The sequence below is a fragment of the Acinetobacter sp. YH12072 genome, from assembly GCF_013419565.1.
GTDB lineage: Bacteria > Pseudomonadota > Gammaproteobacteria > Pseudomonadales > Moraxellaceae > Acinetobacter.
Genome location: NZ_VOZV01000005.1, coordinates 70310 through 88214, shown reverse-complemented (window position 1 = coordinate 88214; position 17905 = coordinate 70310). Strand labels below are relative to the sequence as shown.

Annotated in this window: 16 protein-coding genes; 13 read left to right on the top strand and 3 right to left on the bottom strand. The window is 45.1% G+C overall.

The window, feature by feature from the left end; all coding sequences use genetic code 11:
- Positions 1–9: 9 nt before the first annotated feature.
- The 6 genes from paaG (at position 10) to FTU19_RS03775 (ending at position 6371) form a co-directional block, all read left to right on the top strand.
- Positions 10–801, top strand: coding sequence for a 2-(1,2-epoxy-1,2-dihydrophenyl)acetyl-CoA isomerase PaaG (gene paaG / locus FTU19_RS03800; RefSeq protein WP_179993131.1), 792 nt, complete (start codon positions 10–12; stop codon positions 799–801).
- A gap of 442 nt (positions 802–1243) precedes the next feature.
- Positions 1244–2455 (top strand): 3-oxoadipyl-CoA thiolase, encoded by a 1212-nt coding sequence (gene pcaF / locus FTU19_RS03795; protein WP_180130149.1) that lies wholly within the window; start codon positions 1244–1246, stop codon positions 2453–2455.
- A gap of 58 nt (positions 2456–2513) precedes the next feature.
- A complete protein-coding gene (gene paaK / locus FTU19_RS03790; RefSeq protein ID WP_180130146.1) occupies positions 2514–3806 on the top strand; it encodes a phenylacetate--CoA ligase PaaK in 1293 nt (430 codons plus the stop codon).
- 60 nt (positions 3807–3866) lie between these two features.
- Positions 3867–4808 (top strand): phenylacetic acid degradation operon negative regulatory protein PaaX, encoded by a 942-nt coding sequence (gene paaX, locus FTU19_RS03785; RefSeq protein WP_034701554.1) that lies wholly within the window; start codon positions 3867–3869, stop codon positions 4806–4808.
- 42 nt (positions 4809–4850) lie between these two features.
- Entirely contained in the window at positions 4851–5450 is a 600-nt protein-coding gene (locus FTU19_RS03780) for a gamma carbonic anhydrase family protein (RefSeq protein WP_179993128.1), read from the top strand.
- Positions 5451–5591: 141 nt separating this feature from the next.
- On the top strand, positions 5592–6371 hold the full coding sequence (locus FTU19_RS03775) for a class I SAM-dependent methyltransferase (RefSeq protein ID WP_179993127.1): 780 nt from the start codon (positions 5592–5594) through the stop codon (positions 6369–6371).
- 55 nt (positions 6372–6426) lie between these two features.
- On the opposite strand, the gene FTU19_RS03770 is transcribed toward FTU19_RS03775, so the two are convergent.
- Positions 6427–7236 (bottom strand): inner membrane protein YpjD, encoded by an 810-nt coding sequence (locus tag FTU19_RS03770; RefSeq protein ID WP_004783358.1) that lies wholly within the window; start codon positions 7234–7236, stop codon positions 6427–6429.
- Positions 7237–7374: 138 nt separating this feature from the next.
- On the opposite strand from FTU19_RS03770, the gene ffh reads away from it, so the two are divergent.
- The 3 genes from ffh (at position 7375) to FTU19_RS03755 (ending at position 10259) form a co-directional block, all read left to right on the top strand.
- On the top strand, positions 7375–8781 hold the full coding sequence (gene ffh, locus FTU19_RS03765; RefSeq protein ID WP_180052848.1) for a signal recognition particle protein: 1407 nt from the start codon (positions 7375–7377) through the stop codon (positions 8779–8781).
- 159 nt (positions 8782–8940) lie between these two features.
- Positions 8941–9516, top strand: coding sequence for an alpha/beta hydrolase (locus tag FTU19_RS03760; RefSeq protein WP_179992862.1), 576 nt, complete (start codon positions 8941–8943; stop codon positions 9514–9516).
- A 137-nt stretch (positions 9517–9653) separates the two neighbouring features.
- Positions 9654–10259, top strand: coding sequence for an alpha/beta hydrolase (locus tag FTU19_RS03755; RefSeq protein WP_179992863.1), 606 nt, complete (start codon positions 9654–9656; stop codon positions 10257–10259).
- On the opposite strand, the gene FTU19_RS03750 is transcribed toward FTU19_RS03755, so the two are convergent.
- A complete protein-coding gene (locus tag FTU19_RS03750; protein ID WP_180047941.1) occupies positions 10213–10953 on the bottom strand; it encodes a type III pantothenate kinase in 741 nt (246 codons plus the stop codon). The genes FTU19_RS03755 and FTU19_RS03750 overlap by 47 nt on opposite strands.
- Positions 10954–10967: 14 nt before the next feature.
- Positions 10968–11723: a biotin--[acetyl-CoA-carboxylase] ligase gene (locus FTU19_RS03745; protein ID WP_004783349.1), complete on the bottom strand. Its 756-nt coding sequence runs from the start codon at positions 11721–11723 to the stop codon at positions 10968–10970.
- Between the two features lie 27 nt (positions 11724–11750).
- On the opposite strand from FTU19_RS03745, the gene FTU19_RS03740 reads away from it, so the two are divergent.
- From FTU19_RS03740 to FTU19_RS03725, 4 genes are all read left to right on the top strand, one after another.
- Positions 11751–12554: a sulfite exporter TauE/SafE family protein gene (locus tag FTU19_RS03740; protein WP_004783347.1), complete on the top strand. Its 804-nt coding sequence runs from the start codon at positions 11751–11753 to the stop codon at positions 12552–12554.
- A gap of 194 nt (positions 12555–12748) precedes the next feature.
- The gene (locus FTU19_RS03735; protein ID WP_180130143.1) at positions 12749–13444 is read left to right on the top strand and encodes a GntR family transcriptional regulator; all 696 of its coding nucleotides are present in this window, start codon (positions 12749–12751) and stop codon (positions 13442–13444) included.
- An 11-nt stretch (positions 13445–13455) separates the two neighbouring features.
- A complete protein-coding gene (gene smc / locus FTU19_RS03730; protein WP_180130163.1) occupies positions 13456–16908 on the top strand; it encodes a chromosome segregation protein SMC in 3453 nt (1150 codons plus the stop codon).
- Position 16909: 1 nt separating this feature from the next.
- Positions 16910–17860, top strand: a complete 951-nt coding sequence (locus tag FTU19_RS03725) for a cell division protein ZipA C-terminal FtsZ-binding domain-containing protein (protein WP_180033587.1) — start codon at positions 16910–16912, stop codon at positions 17858–17860.
- The last annotated feature ends 45 nt before the right edge of the window (positions 17861–17905 follow it).

Genomic DNA, 17905 nt, shown 5'->3' with positions numbered 1-17905 from the left:
AGGTGTGTAATGGATTACCAAACAATTATTGTCGAAGAAAAAAATGCAGTGGGCTATCTGACTTTTAACCGTCCAAAACAGCTCAACAGTTTTAATGAAACCATGCATCAGGAAGTATCTTCTGTCGTAAAGCGCTGGGCGCAAGATTCGGCAATTCGCGCTGTAGTGATTTCTGCAGAAGGTCGTGGTTTCTGCGCTGGTCAGGACCTGAACGATCGTGTGGTTGATCCAAATGCTGATGCGCCAGATCTGGGGCTATCGATTGAAAAATACTACAACCCGCTGATTAAACTGATTACTGAAATGCCAAAACCGGTGATCTGTGCCGTAAATGGTGTAGCAGCGGGTGCAGGTGCCAATATTGCTCTGGCTTGTGACATCGTGGTAGCAGCGAAATCTGCTTCATTTATTCAGGCCTTCTGCCGTCTCGGTCTGGTGCCAGATTCAGGGGGTACCTGGTTCCTGCCACGTCTGGTTGGCCGTGCTCAAGCAATGGGTCTGGCGATGCTGGGTGACAAAATCTCGGCTGAACGTGCGCTGCAACTCGGCATGATCTGGCAGGTAGTTGAAGATGATCAGTTAAAGGCAGAAACTGAAAAAATGGCTGAACATCTGGCGACTCAGCCGACTTATGGTCTATCCCTGATCAAGAAAGCGATTCATGCCGCTGCAGACAATAATCTGGATGAGCAACTGATTCTGGAGCGGGATCTGCAACGTCTGGCGGGCCGTTCTAATGATTATCGTGAGGGCGTTCAGGCCTTTATGCAAAAACGCACACCACAATATAAGGGCTGCTAAATCTGCCGGAGATGGATTTGACTCGGCTCAAAGTTGTTGGATTTTTTCCTTTCAGTTATCGCTTAGCAACTTGGTCGAGTTGAATTATTACTGACAGGTATGAATATGATACCTATTTGGTCTGATGGTTAGCTAGGTCCTATGTTATATGTAGTAGTACCCTGATAGTAAATGAAATCTGAAAATATAGATTTATGCACTATTTTTCTACTCAAGATGTTGATTTTTGAATTATTTTTTATTTTTTTTATTCAAAAAAATGATTTGGATGAGTAAGTGGAATTTAATATGTCAGGAATTTACAAATATTAAAAAATATGTATCGTATTTTTGGTGAAGAGTGATACAACCTGGTATATATTGAACTAAGCAGACAGCGCTAGGACAGGCGCAACAAGTATCGCCAACAGACTAAGGGATGGCGAGCTAAGGAACAAGAACGATGGAACATGTTTATATTTTTGACGGTATTCGTACCCCAATTGGTCGTTACGCAGGTGGTTTGAGCAGTATTCGTACTGATGACCTTGCTGCTTTACCGATCCAGTATTTAAAACAGCAGCATCCCAACCTGCCATGGGCAGAAGTTGATGAAGTGATTTTAGGCTGTGCTAATCAGGCCGGTGAAGATAATCGTAATGTCGCGCGTATGGCAGCACTGTTAGCGGGCCTGCCGGAAAGTGTACCCGCGATTACTGTAAATCGTCTCTGTGCTTCCGGTCTGGATGCGGTCGGCCTGGCAGCACGTGCAATTAAATCGGGTGAAGCGCAATTTGTAGTGGCCGGTGGGGTAGAATCCATGAGCCGTGCGCCATTTGTACAATCCAAGCCAACCACAGCATTTAGCCGTACTCCGGAAATTTATGACACCACCATTGGCTGGCGTTTTATCAATCCAAAATTCAAGGCAGGTTTCGGCGTAGATAGCATGCCGGAAACGGCAGAAAACGTAGCTGAAAAATATCAGATTAATCGTGAAGATCAGGATCTGTTTGCTTATCACAGTCAGCAAAAAACTGCACAGGCACAGCAGAATGGCATTTTTCAGGCAGAAATCCTGCCAGTAGAAATCAAAGGTGCTAAAGGTTCTACTCAGGTGATTACTGAAGATGAGCATCCACGTGCCGATACTACTTTAGAAAAGTTATCTTCTTTAAAAGCACCATTTCGAAAGGAAGGTGGTTCGGTAACTGCGGGTAATGCGTCTGGTGTCAATGACGGTGCAGCCTGTGTGCTACTGGGTAATAGATATTTCGCAGAACAATATGGACTGAAACCATTGGTACGAGTAGTAGGAATCGCCAGTGCAGGAGTGGAACCACGTTATATGGGTATCGGTCCAGTGCCCGCAGTGCAGAAAGTATTAAAACAGACAAACTTAAGTCTGGAACAGATGGATGTGATTGAGCTGAATGAAGCCTTTGTCGCACAAGCACTCGCAGTATTACGTGAGCTAGGCCTTCAGGATGATGATCCACGAGTCAATCCAAACGGTGGTGCTATTGCCCTTGGACATCCACTCGGAATGAGCGGTACACGACTGGTGATTACCGCCATGAAAGAATTACAACGCAAGCAAGGAAAATATGCCCTTTGTACCATGTGTGTCGGTGTTGGACAGGGTGTCGCACTGATTCTGGAAAATGTGGCTTAAGGACTGAATCAAAAGAGAAATCATCAGCAGTCAGGATGACTGTAGCAGGAGCAAGAATATGAATAACAATGCAATGGAACAAATTGAAACCGCTTCAGTAGATGAATTACGTAGCCTGCAATTGGAACGTATGAAAAAAACACTGCAGCATGCTTATCAGAACAGTACGGTTTACAAGAAAAAGTTTGATGAAGCCGGTGTCCATCCGGATGACTTAAAATCACTGGAAGACCTGGCAAAATTCCCGCTCACCACCAAGCAGGATCTGCGCGAAAACTATCCATTTGGCATGTTTGCTGTGCCTCAGGAGCAGATTGTCCGTGTACATGCTTCTTCAGGTACTACAGGTCAGCCGACTGTAGTCGGTTATACCCAGAATGACATTAATACCTGGTCAGATGTGGTGGCACGCTCGTTACGTGCAGCAGGACTCAGTAGTAAAGATACGATTCAGGTATCTTATGGATACGGCCTGTTTACTGGTGGCCTAGGTGCACACTATGGCGTAGAGCGTTTAGGTGCCACCGTAATTCCAATGTCAGGCGGCCAGACCGACAAGCAGGCCCAGCTGATTCATGATTTCAAGCCAACAGCTTTAATGGTCACGCCATCATACTGTCTGAACATTATTGAATGTCTGGAGAAAAAATTCGGAACTGCCAAGGACTGTTCCATCAAGACCGGGATCTTTGGTGCAGAGCCTTGGACCAATGAAATGCGCCGTGAAATCGAAGAACGTCTGGGTATTGATGCACTGGATATTTATGGCCTTTCTGAAGTGATGGGGCCGGGTGTGGCGATGGAATGTCTGGAATCCAAAGATGGTCCTACCATTTGGGAAGATCACTTCTATCCTGAAATTATCCATCCGAAAACTGGTGAAGTATTACCTGACGGTGAGCTGGGTGAACTGGTATTTACCACCATCACCAAAGAAGGTATGCCGGTGATTCGTTACCGTACCCGTGATCTGACACGCTTATTGCCAGGTACAGCACGTACCATGCGTCGTATGGATAAGATTGTCGGTCGCAGTGATGACATGATGATTATTCGTGGTGTGAATGTGTTCCCATCACAAATTGAAGAGCAAATCCTGCATATTCCGCAGCTTATTCCAAATTATCAGATTCAGATTTGTAAACAGGGTCACCTGGATACATTGCATATTCGTACCGAAATGCGTAAAGATAATGCTATAAATATGACACACCAATTGGCAAATCAGCTGAAAGTACAAATCAAGACCATGGTCGGGATTAGTGTCAGTGTGGAAGTTTTACCGGAAGGTAGCTTGCCACGTTCTGAAGGTAAGGCTCAGCGGGTGTTTGATATCCGAAAGTCCGCTTAAATACATCTGGATGACAGGCTCAGGTCTGTCATCCGGCTTTGACAAGGTAAATTGAACATAATGAATCCGAAATTAAAACAAGTAATTGATGATTTCATTCAGAATGAGACCCTCAGTGGAACCTCATTGGTAATGACGATTTTTGGTGACAGCATTTATCACCGTGGGGGAGTCATTAGTCTTGCCAGCCTGATTCAGCTGATGGATGTATTTGGCTTCAATGAGCGTTCTGTGCGTACCGCTGTATTCCGTCTGGTACAAAATGGCTGGCTGAGTTCAGAAAAGATTGGCCGCACCAGTTATTACCGGATTACCGAAAGCAGCCGTCAGCGTTTTATTACCGCAGACCAAAAGATTTACAGCTTCCAGCATAATGAATGGGATCAGAAATGGGATCTGGTTCTGCTCAGTTCAGTTGAATTGGAAAATAAACAGATACTAAAAAAAGAACTGGAATGGTTAGGCTTTGCCAATATCGCGACCAATGTCATGGCCTATCCGGGTTGTGATCAGCAGAAACTGCAAAACCTTTTACTGAATAACAAGATGACTGATCAGGTGGTAGTATTCCGTGCTGAAACTTTACAGCTTTGGCAGGAATCTTATCCGACCATTAAACGCATGGTTGAAACCAATTGGCCAATCCCGGAATTGCATCAGCGTTATGAAAAATTTATTAGTGATTTCCGTGAATTTTTCTATCTGGTGGAAAATGAAGAGGAACTGGATCCAGTACAAGCCTTTCAGATCCGTATCCTGCTGATCCACCAGTATCGCCGTATTTTACTGAAAGACCCGAATCTGCCATTTGAACTGTTACCAACAGACTGGTTGTCACTGATTGCACGTAACTTAAGTACCAATCTATATCAGGCAGTATTTGCAGCAGGAGATGAGTTTTTCCTGGAGACTGCCCGGACAGCGGAAGGCCTTATGCCACCTGCACATCCACAATTTTATAAACGTTTTGGTGGCTTAAAGCAGCCGGAATTGACTTTTTAATATTTTAAAAAATCATGAATGTAATAGCTCAAGGAGGAGTCTATGCCATGTTATGCGATTGATGGGGTGATTCCTGTCGTCAGCCCTGAAGCTTATATCCATCCTACGGCTGTGCTGATCGGTGATGTGATCATTGAAGCCGGAGTTTATATTGGTCCGTTCGCTTCGCTGCGTGCCGATTTTGGCCGGATTCATATCCAGAAAAATGCCAATGTCCAAGACTCCTGTACCATCCATGGATTTCCGGACAGTGTGACCTTGGTTGAAGAATATGGCCATGTCGGTCATGGTGCCATTCTGCATGGCTGCGTGGTACGAAAAAATGCCCTGATCGGTATGAATAGTGTGATTCTGGATGAGGCCGAAATCGGGGAGAATGTCATTGTTGGGGCCAACAGTACAGTTAAGGCCAAATTCAAAGTGCCAGCAAATAATCTGGTACTTGGCAGTCCGGCAAAAGTAGTTCGGCCCTTAGAAGAAAAAGAAATTGCCTGGAAAAGCCATGGCACCGAGCAATATATCCAGCTCACTGCACGTTGCTTGAATACCATGCAGGAAGTAAAAGCTTTAACCGAAAATTCCGCAGAGCGACGTAGTTATCAGAACTTTAAAGCGGATTATCAAATCAAGCAAAATAGTTAAACTCGCTGATTTTTAAAAAATTTAGATAATTAAAATACGCTAATTTTTTAGTTTTAAAAATTATTGGAAATGAAACCAAATTCCTATTGTCGCCTTTCCGGATCGAGTTAAGCTGTTAGAAAACAGGTCAGGAAAGTGCAGATGGAAAGGCGGGAATTTAAAGACCATTTCTCCCAGCAGTCCCAAGATTATGCCTTGTTTCGCCCGCATTATCCGGACACTTTGGGGAAGATGCTGGCAGAGCTATCAACGAGTACCAAATTGGCTTTAGACGTCGGCTGTGGCTCAGGACAGTTTTCAGAGGTTTTGGCGCATTATTTTGATCAGATCATTGCCATTGATGCGAGTAGCGAACAAATCGCACAGGCCAAACCTCATCCGAAAATTCAATATCATCAGGCCTTAGCCGAAGAAATCCCATGTGTTGACCAGAGTGTAGATCTGATTTCAGTCGCACAAGCTGCCCATTGGCTGGATCTGGACAAGTTCTATGCGGAAGTTCGCCGTATTGCAAAATCCAATGCCATTCTGGCTCTTATTAGTTATGGGGTATTCAGCATTGATGAAGAACATCTGAATCATTATTTCAGACATTTTTATGAAGTGACGATCGCACCCTATTGGGCACCTGAACGTCGCCATGTCGATGAAGGATACAAAAATCTGCCATTTCCATTTCAGGAAATTTCTGTACAGCCGCCGGTATTACAAGTCGAGTGGAACTTTTACCAACTGATAGGCTATATGAGTACCTGGTCAGCCGTAAAAGCAGCCACCCAGGCACTCGGACATAATCCGCTGAATGTACTGGCAGATGCCTTATTGCCAGAATGGGAAGATCCAGAATTGCCCCGGGTGGTGAGTTGGCCGCTATCGCTACGAGTGGGAAGGATAAATCCAGATCAAGAAAAGGATAATTAAATAAAAAGCCCAGTCTTAGCTGGGCTTTTATAATACCGATCGAAGATCAATCAGCTTATTTGTTTAACAGCATTTCTAGCACAAATTTGGAACCGATAAAGCCGAGCGCCAGCAGGCCAAACCCAAGCAGGGTAAAGCGCACTGCTTTCTGACCACGCCAGCCAAATTTCCAGTGGCCGATCAGTAATGCACCATAAACCAGCCAGGACACAATACTAAAGGCAGTCTTATGGGCCAGATGCTGGGCAAAGAAATTATCGATGGTAAAGAAGCCAAAACCCAATGCCAGTGTCAGTAAAATGAAACCGGTCATCAGCATATCGAACAATAAAGATTCCATATCCTGATAGGAGGGCAACAGATTCACCCAAACCCGACGTTTCTGTTTTTTCTTCAGTTCACGATCCTGAAACCGCAAAATGACGGCCTGAATCGTCGCCATCAATAACACAGCATAAGCGGATAGGGACAAGATAATATGAATATCCAGGCCTAGAGAATTCTGTGCAATGACTTTCGCTGGCTGGGTGAAACTGAAACCGAGAATTAGGCCGGTTGCAGCGACGGGGATACCAATCAGGTTTAAAGCAATAATCGGCCGATAGGTACTGTAAATGATACTTAGCAGCAGCATTAGCCCTGACGTAAAGGAAAGTAAGGCAAATACATCATAATTCATCCCCATCGGGGTATACATGTCACCTGATAAAACCAAAGCATGCAGTACCAGTCCAACTAAAGCTGTTAAGCCGACAAACCATTGATTTGGAGTACGTTTAGTCATTAAATGAATGAACAGATACCAAAAAGAGGAGGTATAAGCGATTAATGCTAAGATCGTGTAAACCAAGGGTAGGCTAAGCATGTCAAACCTTTTTAAGGGTGATGAATATTCATTTATATAAATTCAGTGCGAACTACAGTATCCTATAGCATTCTATGCATAAATTTTCTATTTTAAGAAACAATTTTTTGCTACTGGCTATTTTAAGCGGATTTTGCAATGTTTGATACCTTAACAGAACGACTCACGCAGAGTTTAAGAAATGTTACTGGCTCAGGGCAGCTAACCGAAGACAATATTAAAGATACGTTACGTGAAGTACGTATGGCACTTCTTGAAGCCGACGTTGCGTTACCTGTAACTCGTGAATTTATCGCGAAAGTTAAGGAAGAAGCATTAGGCCAGGAAGTGATGACTCAGTTATCACCAGGGCAAGCCTTCGTCAAAATCGTCTATGACGAATTGACCAAAATGATGGGCGAGGCCAATGAGAGCCTCGACCTTGCAGCAAAACCACCGGTGGTGGTACTGCTTGCCGGTTTGCAGGGTGCGGGTAAAACCACGACTGCAGCCAAACTTGCGCGCTTCCTGCAAGAGCGTCAAAAGAAAAAAGTAGCTATGGTGTCTGCCGACGTTTATCGTCCGGCTGCGATCAAGCAGTTACAGACAGTGGCTGGCGAAGTTGGCGCGATTTTCCTTGAATCGAGTGCTACTGAAAAACCGATCAGCATCGTTAATCGTGCAATTGAACAGGCAAAAATCCAGTTTGCCGATGTACTGATTGTCGATACCGCAGGTCGTCTGCATATCGATGACGATATGATGGAAGAGATTAAAGAGCTGCATGCAGCGATTAATCCGACTGAAACCCTGTTCGTGGTCGATGCCATGACCGGTCAGGATGCGGCGAATACAGCCAAAGCATTTAACGATGCGCTTCCTTTGACGGGTGTGATCCTGACTAAAACCGATGGTGATGCGCGCGGTGGTGCAGCACTGTCTGTTCGTGCGATTACTGGCAAGCCAATCAAGTTCCTCGGTATGGGCGAAAAACTGGATGCGCTGGAACCTTTCCATCCGGAACGTGTGGCACAGCGTATTCTGGGTATGGGTGACGTGCTTTCTTTGGTCGAAGAAGTTGAACGCAAAATCGACAAAGAAAAAGCCGAGAAAATGGCGAAGAAATTGCAGAAAGGCGGTAGCTTCAACTTTGAAGATATGCTGATGCAATTCGAGCAGATGAACAAGATGGGCGGCATGATGGGCTTCCTGGACAAACTTCCAGGCATGAGCAATTCTGGTATTCAAGACGCAATTGCGCATGCGAATCCTGAAAAGCAAGTGAAGAAAATGGAAGCGATTATCCAGTCGATGACTATCAAGGAGCGCCGTAACCCTGACCTGATGAATCCAAGCCGTAAAAAGCGTATTGCAGCAGGTTGCGGTATGGAAGTCTCAGAAGTCAACAAGCTGATTAAACAGCATGCGCAAATGGCGAAGATGATGAAGAAATTTGCTAATCCGTCGGGTATGGCAAAAATGATGAAATCACTGAGCGGTCTGCAAAAACAGTTTGGCGGTGGCGGTGGTATGGGCCCACTGTTCGGCGGCAACGACAAAAAATAACTGTTTTAAATAAAAAAGGCGCGTACAGCGCCTTTTTTATTGTCTGTATTTTCTTTTATATCCAGTTTAAACAAAACAACATTTGCTTACCCAAATTTCTAGAAAAATCAGGCAGACTCGAAAACATTCGAAATAAAATAATACAGAAGGATGTATCTAATGACTCAAGTGATTGTGGTGCATGGCTATACCGCAAGTCCTGAAGAAAACTGGTTTCCATGGATTCAGGAAAAAGCCCAGCAGGAACATGTCAGCTTGAAAGTACTCAGACTTGACCCGTCAACTACGCCAAAACTGGAGGTCTGGGAACAGCAAATGCGTGAACAGATTGACGGGATTGACGAAAACAGTATTTTTATTGCGCATAGTCTGGGTTGTCTGGCTGCATTACATTATTTAAGTCGCGAATTAAAAAATCAGAGAATCAAACAACTGGTTTTGGTGGCCGGTTTCAATGGCCGACTGGGACGTCTGGAAGAAGTTAATCCGTTCATTGACGCGGCTGAAGTAGATTTTGATTTACTGAAACGTCAGATTGATGAACGTGTAGTGATTTATTCGGAAGGTGATGATCGGGTTCAGCCTGACTTCAGTCTGGAGCAAGCGGAAAGTCTGGATGCAATCGTAGTCTGTGCCGAACATCAAGGGCATTTTATTAATTCGCAGGGTTGTACTGAACTGCCGGAAGTCTGGCGAGTGATTCAGCCTTATTTGATCCAATCTTCAACTAAATAGGGAGGATGATGAACAGATTGGTTCAATGATGACAGGGTGAAGTTGAATAAGGAATATTGAATTTCATCCGCTAATAAATAATTAAAAACTTAATTTTTTTCGGAGCATTTTGCTCTCAATATAATAAGTACAATGCTATGAAAAATATAACGAAGAAAGTCTATATCGTGCCTGACTATCAGGCGACCTCAAATGACCACTGGTATCCGTGGTTAAGCCGGCAGATCAAAGACGCCGGGTTCGAGGCCAAACGGATCATGCTGGCCAATCCTTTTCAACCCGATCTGGAAGAATGGCAGCACAACCTGAAACTGCAGATTCCACATCTGGATGAGCATAGTTTCATTGTTGCGCATGGCTTGGGTGGCTTAAGTGCTCTAAAGTTTCTCGAAGAACACTATAACCGTACACAGTTGAAAATTGGCGGGCTAATGCTGGTCGCAGCTTTTGATACACCACTGGTGGCCTGGTCGGAACTAAACAAAATGGTGCAGGCAGTAAAGCTAGATCTGAACAATTTATCACTTGGCGCCAAACGTTTTGTAATGCTGCTTTCCAGCAATAATCCTTATGTGCCTGCACCGATTTCACTGCGTTTGGGCCATAGCCTGAATGCACAGATTTTTGAAATCAAAAATGCAGGGCATTTTAACAAGCTGGATGGCTATGCAGATTTTTCAAAGTTGCTCGAGCTGCTCAAACTGTGTTTGGCAAATGATCTGCAAAATGCTGCAGGCCTTTAAGCAATAAATCGGGTTCAATAATAGGCTGAAACCGTTCGAGATGCTGGGCAAAGAGTGCAGCATCTCCACCGGTCAGGATCAGCTGTGCCGGAAAATCTTGCAGTACTTTTTCAATGGTGCTGAGCAGACCGAATAAAATGCCATGGTGTACAGCATCAATGGTATTACGTCCAGGACTGAGTTCCTCGAAAGCCGCATCCGGGATTTTAATGCCTTTGGTATTCTGGATCAGGGAATCGCGTTGTAAATACAGATTCGGCAGGATATAACCGCCGAGATGTTTCTGACCTTGGGCTAGATCAATGGTCAGGGCAGTCCCGCAGCTGATGACACAGTAATTTTGCTCGGTCGACTTGGCAACGGCCAGCACCTGCAACCAGCGGTCAATCCCAAGCTGGGAAGGATCATCATAGCCACAGATCAAACCGGCATAGCGTGCCTGTACCTTGGCAAAAACTACAGGAATGTTCAGGCAGGTCAGAATCAATTGAATTCGGGTATTATTTGCTTTGTCCAGCACGGAAGAAATCCCGACCTGATGCAAGCCTAAACTCTTAAAGTGCTGAATCAAGCCAAGAAGTAAGTCGGCAGGGGATTGCAAATGCATTTCCGCGGCATGTTCAATGATCTGGTTCTGCTCCGTAATCCAGTACTTGAGCCGTGTATTGCCGATATCCAACCATAGTTTTTTCATTGAATGATGCCTGTTCAGCCACCGTTTTTAAGACGGAGTTGCCCCTGATAAAATGTCTGCGTACCTGCATTCGTTTCGATAATGACCGCACCATCGTCTTGAATGCCGAGGAAAGTTCCGGAATATTGGCCTTGAATATCGGTAAATTCAACTGTTTGCTGGAAAAATGCAGCATATTGGTTAAACCGTGCCGGCAGATTCTGACTGCCATAATTAAACCATTCCCCCGCTTGCTGAATAGCCAGATACAACTCGGCAATCAGATCTACACGTGAAGTATGTGGTAGTCCCAATTCAGTCAGAGAGGTGACCTGCTGGTCTGGAATGCTTTCCATGAGTGGGCTGATATTGATCCCGACACCAACCACCACCTGTTGAGTCGAAATCGGTTCAATCAGAATGCCACCCCATTTCCCCTGCAGGCTGTACAGGTCATTGGGCCATTTCACCTGCAAGTCCAGTCCTTTTAGGCTTGGCATTTGCAGGATATTTAATGCAATTTCCAGTGCCAGGCGACCATCGATTACTTTTTGTGTATGCAGCAATGTGCTTAAATAGATGTTCCCCTCAGGAGAAATCCACTGACGTTGACGCTGTCCACGTCCCTGGGTTTGCACGCGGCTACACACTAGTACCTGTTGTACCCCTTTGGTTGCCAGTTCCCGGACATCGTCATTGGTCGATGTGGTGATCGGCTTGATCAGCAACACTTCAGGGAGTTGGCCTGCTTGACTTAAACGTTGCTGCAGTTCGCGAGTTTCTACATCCATTTGAATCTAAACGTGGTAAATGTCGTTATGGAGTTAATCATATATTTATTGATTGGTGCAATTGCAGGATTTGCCGCAGGCCTGTTTGGCGTTGGTGGTGGTCTGATTATCGTGCCAATTCTCTACATTGTTTTTACCCAGCTCCAGTACGATCCAAGCGTGATTATGCATATGGCAGTCGGAACTTCTCTGGCCACAATTATTGTAACCTCAATCAGTTCGGTGATGGCACATCATCAGAGAGGGGCAGTGTTATGGGATGTAGTGCGTAATCTGGCACCCGGCCTGGTCATTGGCTCATTCTTGGGAGCTGGAATTGCAGATTATTTATCGGGCCAAGGCCTGCAATTGCTGATTGGCTTCTTTGCAGTCTGGATTGCATTCAGAATGTTTAGAGGCGCGCATTATCAGGTTGATCCGAATCAGAAATTGCCTTCAGCCGCATTACAGTTGGCAGCGGGTGGTGGCATTGGCGTGGCATCGGCCATATTCGGGATTGGTGGCGGCAGTTTGACTGTGCCTTTCCTGAATCGTTGTGGTGTCGTCATCCAGAAAGCAGTAGCCACTTCTGCTGCCTGCGGTTTGCCGATCGCAGTGGCTGGTGCCTTAGGTTTCATCTGGTTTGGTCAGAAAGCTGAAGTCGAAGTACCAAATACGATTGGTTATATTCATATTTATGCGTTTATTGGTATTAGTGTGATGAGTTTTATCACTGCAAAATTTGGTGCAAAAGTGGCGCATTTATTATCACCAGTTCTATTAAAAAAATGTTTTGCGGCCTTATTGACTACAGTTGGTCTGTATTTTATCTATCAAGGCTTTACTGCCTGAACTACTCATTTTTTATCAGCTAAATTTTTTGAGGAGAATAGGTCACTATTCTCCTTTTTCTTTGACTGGGTTGGCTGTATAGACACAAGATTGTCTGACAATGTCAAAGTATTTTCTGCAAAAAAGCCGTTTAATAACTGAAAAGTCATCCAGAATGACTGCACTTGCATCAATAAAAATAAGACAGGAACAGTATGCAACAACAAGAAGCACACAGTTTGTCTGAACAGATTGCCAAGTATATCAGTGAACAGATTATCCGGGGTGAACTGGTTGAAGGCGAACGCATCCAGGAACTCAGAATTGCATCGGAACTTGACGTCAGTCGGGGATCAGTCCGTGAAGCCTTGCTCTTGCTTGAACGTACCCAGCTGATTGAAATCTTCCCGCGTCGTGGCGCCATTGTTTCGGAAATGTCGGCCATGCAGGTTCGTGCCCTGTTTGACCTGACCTCTTTATTGCTGGGGCAGATGGTACATCGCATGGCAGAGACCTGGCGCAGTCATGAGGCAGAGCGCATTCAGCTATTATTAGAACAATTAGAAGCCGAAACCCGCCAAGGCCATATCGAAAAGTTTTATGATTTGATCTTTCAGGGAATGGCCCAGCAACAGGAGATGGTCGGTAATCTTTACCTGATGCGCTACTATCAGGAACTGCTGCCATCTTTACGCCGTAGCTATTTTCTGACCCTGAATATTTCAAGACGTGAGCTACAGGAATCTTTTGAATTATTTAAACTGGTGACGGAAGCGATTTTAATTCGTAAATCCCATCAGGCGACGTTATTTATGGAAGATTTTTGTCGACACTTGCGCAACCTTGTGTTGGAATCTCTGATACGGATGAAACAAATTGAACTCGCGTGGGCCAGACGCTCACGACGTTAAATCAGGACACTATGCGTTTAAGCAGTTTAAAACTTTCAGGCTTCAAATCTTTTGCTGACAGTACTACCTTACACTTCAAGGATAACCGGACTGCAGTGGTGGGACCCAATGGTTGTGGTAAATCAAATGTGATTGATGCCATACGCTGGGTGATGGGTGAGTCCAGTGCGCGCCAACTACGTGGTGGCAGCATGCAGGATGTGATTTTTACCGGAACAGCCAAGCGCAAACCGGTGGGCATCGCCAGTGTAGAACTGCGTTTTGATAATACTTATGGCAAGCTGGGCGGTGCGTATAATGCCTATAATGAGCTGGCAGTGCGTCGTCAGGTCAACCGTGATGGCAAGTCTGAATATTTCCTGAATGGCACTAAATGCCGACGTCGTGATATTACCGATATTTTCTTGGGAACCGGTCTGGGGCCGCGTTCTTATGCAATTATTGAACAGGGCATGATTAACCGTCTGGTAGATGCCAAGCCGGAAGAAATGCGGGTTTTTATTGAAGAAGCTGCCGGGGTTTCCCGTTATCAGGCACGTCGCCGCGAGACCATGCTGCATCTGGATCACACGACGCAGAACCTGTCGCGTCTGGAAGATATTGCCTCTGAACTCAAGTCTCAGCTTAAAACCTTGAAACGCCAGTCAGAAACTGCCATTCAATATAAGGAACTGGAAGGCCAGATCCGTACCATCAAGATTGAAATCCTGTCGTTCCAGTGTGAGCAGAGCCAGCGTCTGCAAGAAGAATATACTGTGCAGATGAATACGCTGGGCGAGAATTTTAAGCTGGTACGTTCTGAATTGACTACTGTTGAGCATGATCTGGGAGTGACCAGTGAACTGTTCCAGCGCTTGATTCAACAGTCCACACCGCTACAAACTGAATGGCAACAGGCTGAGAAAAAGCTCAGTGAACTGGAAATGACGTTGCAGCAAAAGCAGTCCTTGTTGCAGCAGAACTCTAGTAGTCTGGTGAAGCTGGAAAAACAAAAAGCTCAGACTAAAGAACGTTTACAGCTGATTGAATTGCAACTGGACACCCTGCATCAGCAGCTCGAAGATCAGACTGCACAATTACAGCAGCAGGAAGGTCAAAGTCAGGAACAAAATCAGAGTCTGACTGATCTGAAATCCCAGCAAGGCACGATTGCTGCCCAGTTTGCTCAAATTAAAACCCAGGTTGAGCAACAGCAACAACGTAAACAGCAAATGCTGGCGCAAAGTGAACAGCTGGCTAAAAATATTGTCCGGATTGAACAGCAAAAAGAAACCTTGCAACAGCAGGCAGCACAAATTCAGCAGCAGGCGCAGCAAGATGAGCTGGAACAGTATCAGACTGATAGAGCTGAAACTGAACAGCAAATCACTGGCTTTGAGGCTCAACTCAAAACACTGAAAACTGAGCTTGAGCAGCTACAGGCAGAACAGGCAAGTCAGCAGCAAATGCTCATGCAGCTGAAATCAGAAATTCAGGTACTGCATTCAGAACGCAAAAACCTGAGCCAGTTACTGACCAAAGCCAATCCAAACGCCAAAGCGGATGCGGTGCAGTTAATGCAAGTGCTGAAGCTGAATCCACAGGCCAAAGCTTATGCCAGTTTGATTGAAAAGTTCCTGGCGAAATGGCTTTCTGCACAAGTATTAGAAGAAACTGAGCATTTTTTGGAAAATAGTGCACGCCAGCTCAAAGCTCAGACGACACAGGATAATATTCAGCTTGATGGACTCCCTTGTTTAGCAGACTGGATTGAAGCGCCTCAATATTCGCTCTGGCAACAGGTGGCCGTAGCTGAGAACTTTAAACAGGCGCTTGGTTTACAAACGCAGTTGCATACAGGCCAGTCGATCTTAAGTCTGGATGGCTATCATGTCGGACCCGACTGGATGATTGCACTGGACTATGATGAAGCCAGTCAGGCGGGACAAGGAGCACTGAGTCATCGTATTCGTCTGGATGAAATCGAGCAGCAACTGATTCAGCTTGAACCAAAATTCGCAGATCTAGAGCAACAGCTTCCTGAGTTAAATGCTCAAGTGAAAGCTTTACAGAGCCAGATTCAGAGCATCAATGAGCAGCAGAAGCAGGCACAAAAGCAGTTACAACAGCTTGATCTGAATATTGCTAAAGTCCAGAGTGCGACACAGGCCTTTGCAGTACAGAAACAGCAATTGCAGAACCAGTTACAGCAACTGGACGAGCAACTGGAAGAAGATGCGATGCAGAAAGATGATCTGGAGATTGATCTGCATGCGCTGAATCTGAAACTGGAACAGGCACTGCCAAATTACAAAACCTTGCAATTCCAGCTGGAAGAACTCAATGCCCAGCTGGAAGACTCACAGCTAGTCACTCAGCAGGCGCAGCAGGAATTAGAAGTACTGCGCCGTCAAACAGTACAAAGCCAGCAGCAGGCTGAACTGCTGGAAAAAGACCAGCTGTTTTTAAAAGAGCAATACCAACAGATTATTGCGCAAATAGAACAGGCCAAAAAGTTTGTCGATCCGGTACAACTGGAATTACCTGCTTTACAGAGCCAGTTCAATGAACAGGCACTGATCACGGAAAAACTGCAAAAAACCTGGGCAGACTGGCAGATCGAGCTGAATCAGATCCAGAGCAAGCAGCAGCACCTGACTGAGCAGCGCCATACTTTCCAGCAGCAAGATGAACAATTGCGTACTGAACTTGAAGCCAAACGTCTGGCTTGGCAAGCTGCCAGATCTGATTTACAGCATTATTCAGAGCAGCTGAAAGAGTTGAATAGTGAAGTAATTTCAGGGCTAAATATTGATGTAAAAGTACATCAGGCTAAACTGGAAAAAGCACAGGCTCAATTCGATAAACTGGGTGCGGTGAATCTGGCAGCTTCTGAAGAGTATGAAGAAGTTTCGAAACGCTATGGCGAACTCAGCCATCAGATTCAGGACCTGGAAAATACCGTTGAACAGCTGCAGGCAGCAATGAAAAGTATTGATCAGGAAACCCGTAAGCTGTTTATGAATACCTTCGATCAGGTCAATGCCGAGCTGCAAAACCTGTTCCCGAAAGTATTTGAGGGCGGTGAAGCGAGTTTAAGTCTTGAAGATGGATGGCAATCGGGTGTAAAACTGATGGCACGCCCACCAGGCAAGCGCAATAGCTCACTGGCATTGCTTTCTGGTGGTGAAAAGGCTTTAACCGCATTAGCACTGGTCTTTGCAATTTTCCGACTAAATCCGGCACCGTTCTGTGTACTGGATGAAGTCGATGCACCGCTGGACGATGCCAATGTGGGACGTTTTTGTAATTTAGTCAAAGAGCTTTCTGAACAAGTGCAATTTATTTATATTACCCATAACAAACTTGCAATGATGATGGCGACTGATCTTTTAGGTGTAACCATGCCTGAACCGGGAACCTCAAAATTAGTGACAGTAAATTTGGAACAGGCAAAAGAATACGGCTTAGCTGCGGAGGTATAACATGGAAATCACCACAATTATCGGGATTGTTATTGCAATTGTGATTATGCTATTCGGCATAAGACTGATCTTGAAAAAACCTGCGGAGGCTGTACCGTCACTGGATGCAGACCTGCATATTGATCCTGACAGCCAGACTCCGGTTATTCCAAGGCATGTACGATCTCAACTGTCTAAAACAGAAAGTCCGGCAGCTACACGTGTTGAACCGAGCCTGAATGAAGAAGCAGTAGACAACATTGCACCTGTGGCAGAACAACAAGAAGCCAAAGTAGAGCCAACTTTGGCTGAAACCGCCCAGCCAGAAACCAAAGCAGCAAGTCCACTCGACACACCGGTGGTTGCAGAGGAGGCAGAACCAGAAGTAGCCAAAGTAGAAGAAACAGCAAAAGAGCCTAAAGCCGCTGAATTTAGCCTGAATAGCAATATTGAAAAAGCTGAAATTTCTGATTTCAATGATGAAAGCAGTATTCTCGATGCACATCTACATGAGCAAAAAATTGTGGATGAAGAATGTTCGCTAGCCAATGCTGAAACGATTATTTCTTTGCATGTTTATCCACAAGGCCGTGCACTGTCAGGTGAAAAAACCTTAAAAGTTTTACTGAAATATGGCCTGCGTTATGGTGAACTGGCATGTTTCCATCGTTATAGTGAAGATGGCTCAAAATTGCTATTTTCGGTATTACGTATGGCAGATACAGGGATGGAAGGTTTTGACTTAGAAACTCTGTCGACTGAAGAAGTCAAAGGTTTGGCGTTCTTCCTGGCTTTACCGCATAGCGATGTGCAGAATGCTTTCGATACCATGGACAGCATTTCACGTCTGATTGCGCGTGAAGTGGATGGTCTGGTTTATGATCAGAACCAGCAGGAAATGACCCCGCAATTACGTGAATTCTGGCGTCATCAGGCGATTGATTATCGTGCTGGACAGACTGCAGAAGTTTAATATTCCAATATTGAATCTGCAGAATCCGATTTTTATAATAGCGAA

What these genes read in the sequence shown, in the direction of transcription:
- FTU19_RS03740 (WP_004783347.1), top strand. Translation starts at nt 11,751, where the DNA reads ATGGAGTTAATCATATATTTATTGATTGGTGCAATTGCAGGATTTGCC.
- pcaF (WP_180130149.1), top strand. Translation starts at nt 1,244, where the DNA reads ATGGAACATGTTTATATTTTTGACGGTATTCGTACCCCAATTGGTCGT.
- FTU19_RS03780 (WP_179993128.1), top strand. Translation starts at nt 4,851, where the DNA reads ATGCCATGTTATGCGATTGATGGGGTGATTCCTGTCGTCAGCCCTGAA.
- paaX (WP_034701554.1), top strand. Translation starts at nt 3,867, where the DNA reads ATGAATCCGAAATTAAAACAAGTAATTGATGATTTCATTCAGAATGAG.
- FTU19_RS03735 (WP_180130143.1), top strand. Translation starts at nt 12,749, where the DNA reads ATGCAACAACAAGAAGCACACAGTTTGTCTGAACAGATTGCCAAGTAT.
- paaK (WP_180130146.1), top strand. Translation starts at nt 2,514, where the DNA reads ATGAATAACAATGCAATGGAACAAATTGAAACCGCTTCAGTAGATGAA.
- FTU19_RS03760 (WP_179992862.1), top strand. Translation starts at nt 8,941, where the DNA reads ATGACTCAAGTGATTGTGGTGCATGGCTATACCGCAAGTCCTGAAGAA.
- FTU19_RS03725 (WP_180033587.1), top strand. Translation starts at nt 16,910, where the DNA reads ATGGAAATCACCACAATTATCGGGATTGTTATTGCAATTGTGATTATG.
- paaG (WP_179993131.1), top strand. Translation starts at nt 10, where the DNA reads ATGGATTACCAAACAATTATTGTCGAAGAAAAAAATGCAGTGGGCTAT.
- FTU19_RS03775 (WP_179993127.1), top strand. Translation starts at nt 5,592, where the DNA reads ATGGAAAGGCGGGAATTTAAAGACCATTTCTCCCAGCAGTCCCAAGAT.
- FTU19_RS03755 (WP_179992863.1), top strand. Translation starts at nt 9,654, where the DNA reads ATGAAAAATATAACGAAGAAAGTCTATATCGTGCCTGACTATCAGGCG.
- FTU19_RS03770 (WP_004783358.1), bottom strand. Translation starts at nt 7,236, where the DNA reads ATGCTTAGCCTACCCTTGGTTTACACGATCTTAGCATTAATCGCTTAT.
- FTU19_RS03745 (WP_004783349.1), bottom strand. Translation starts at nt 11,723, where the DNA reads ATGGATGTAGAAACTCGCGAACTGCAGCAACGTTTAAGTCAAGCAGGC.
- smc (WP_180130163.1), top strand. Translation starts at nt 13,456, where the DNA reads ATGCGTTTAAGCAGTTTAAAACTTTCAGGCTTCAAATCTTTTGCTGAC.
- ffh (WP_180052848.1), top strand. Translation starts at nt 7,375, where the DNA reads ATGTTTGATACCTTAACAGAACGACTCACGCAGAGTTTAAGAAATGTT.
- FTU19_RS03750 (WP_180047941.1), bottom strand. Translation starts at nt 10,953, where the DNA reads ATGAAAAAACTATGGTTGGATATCGGCAATACACGGCTCAAGTACTGG.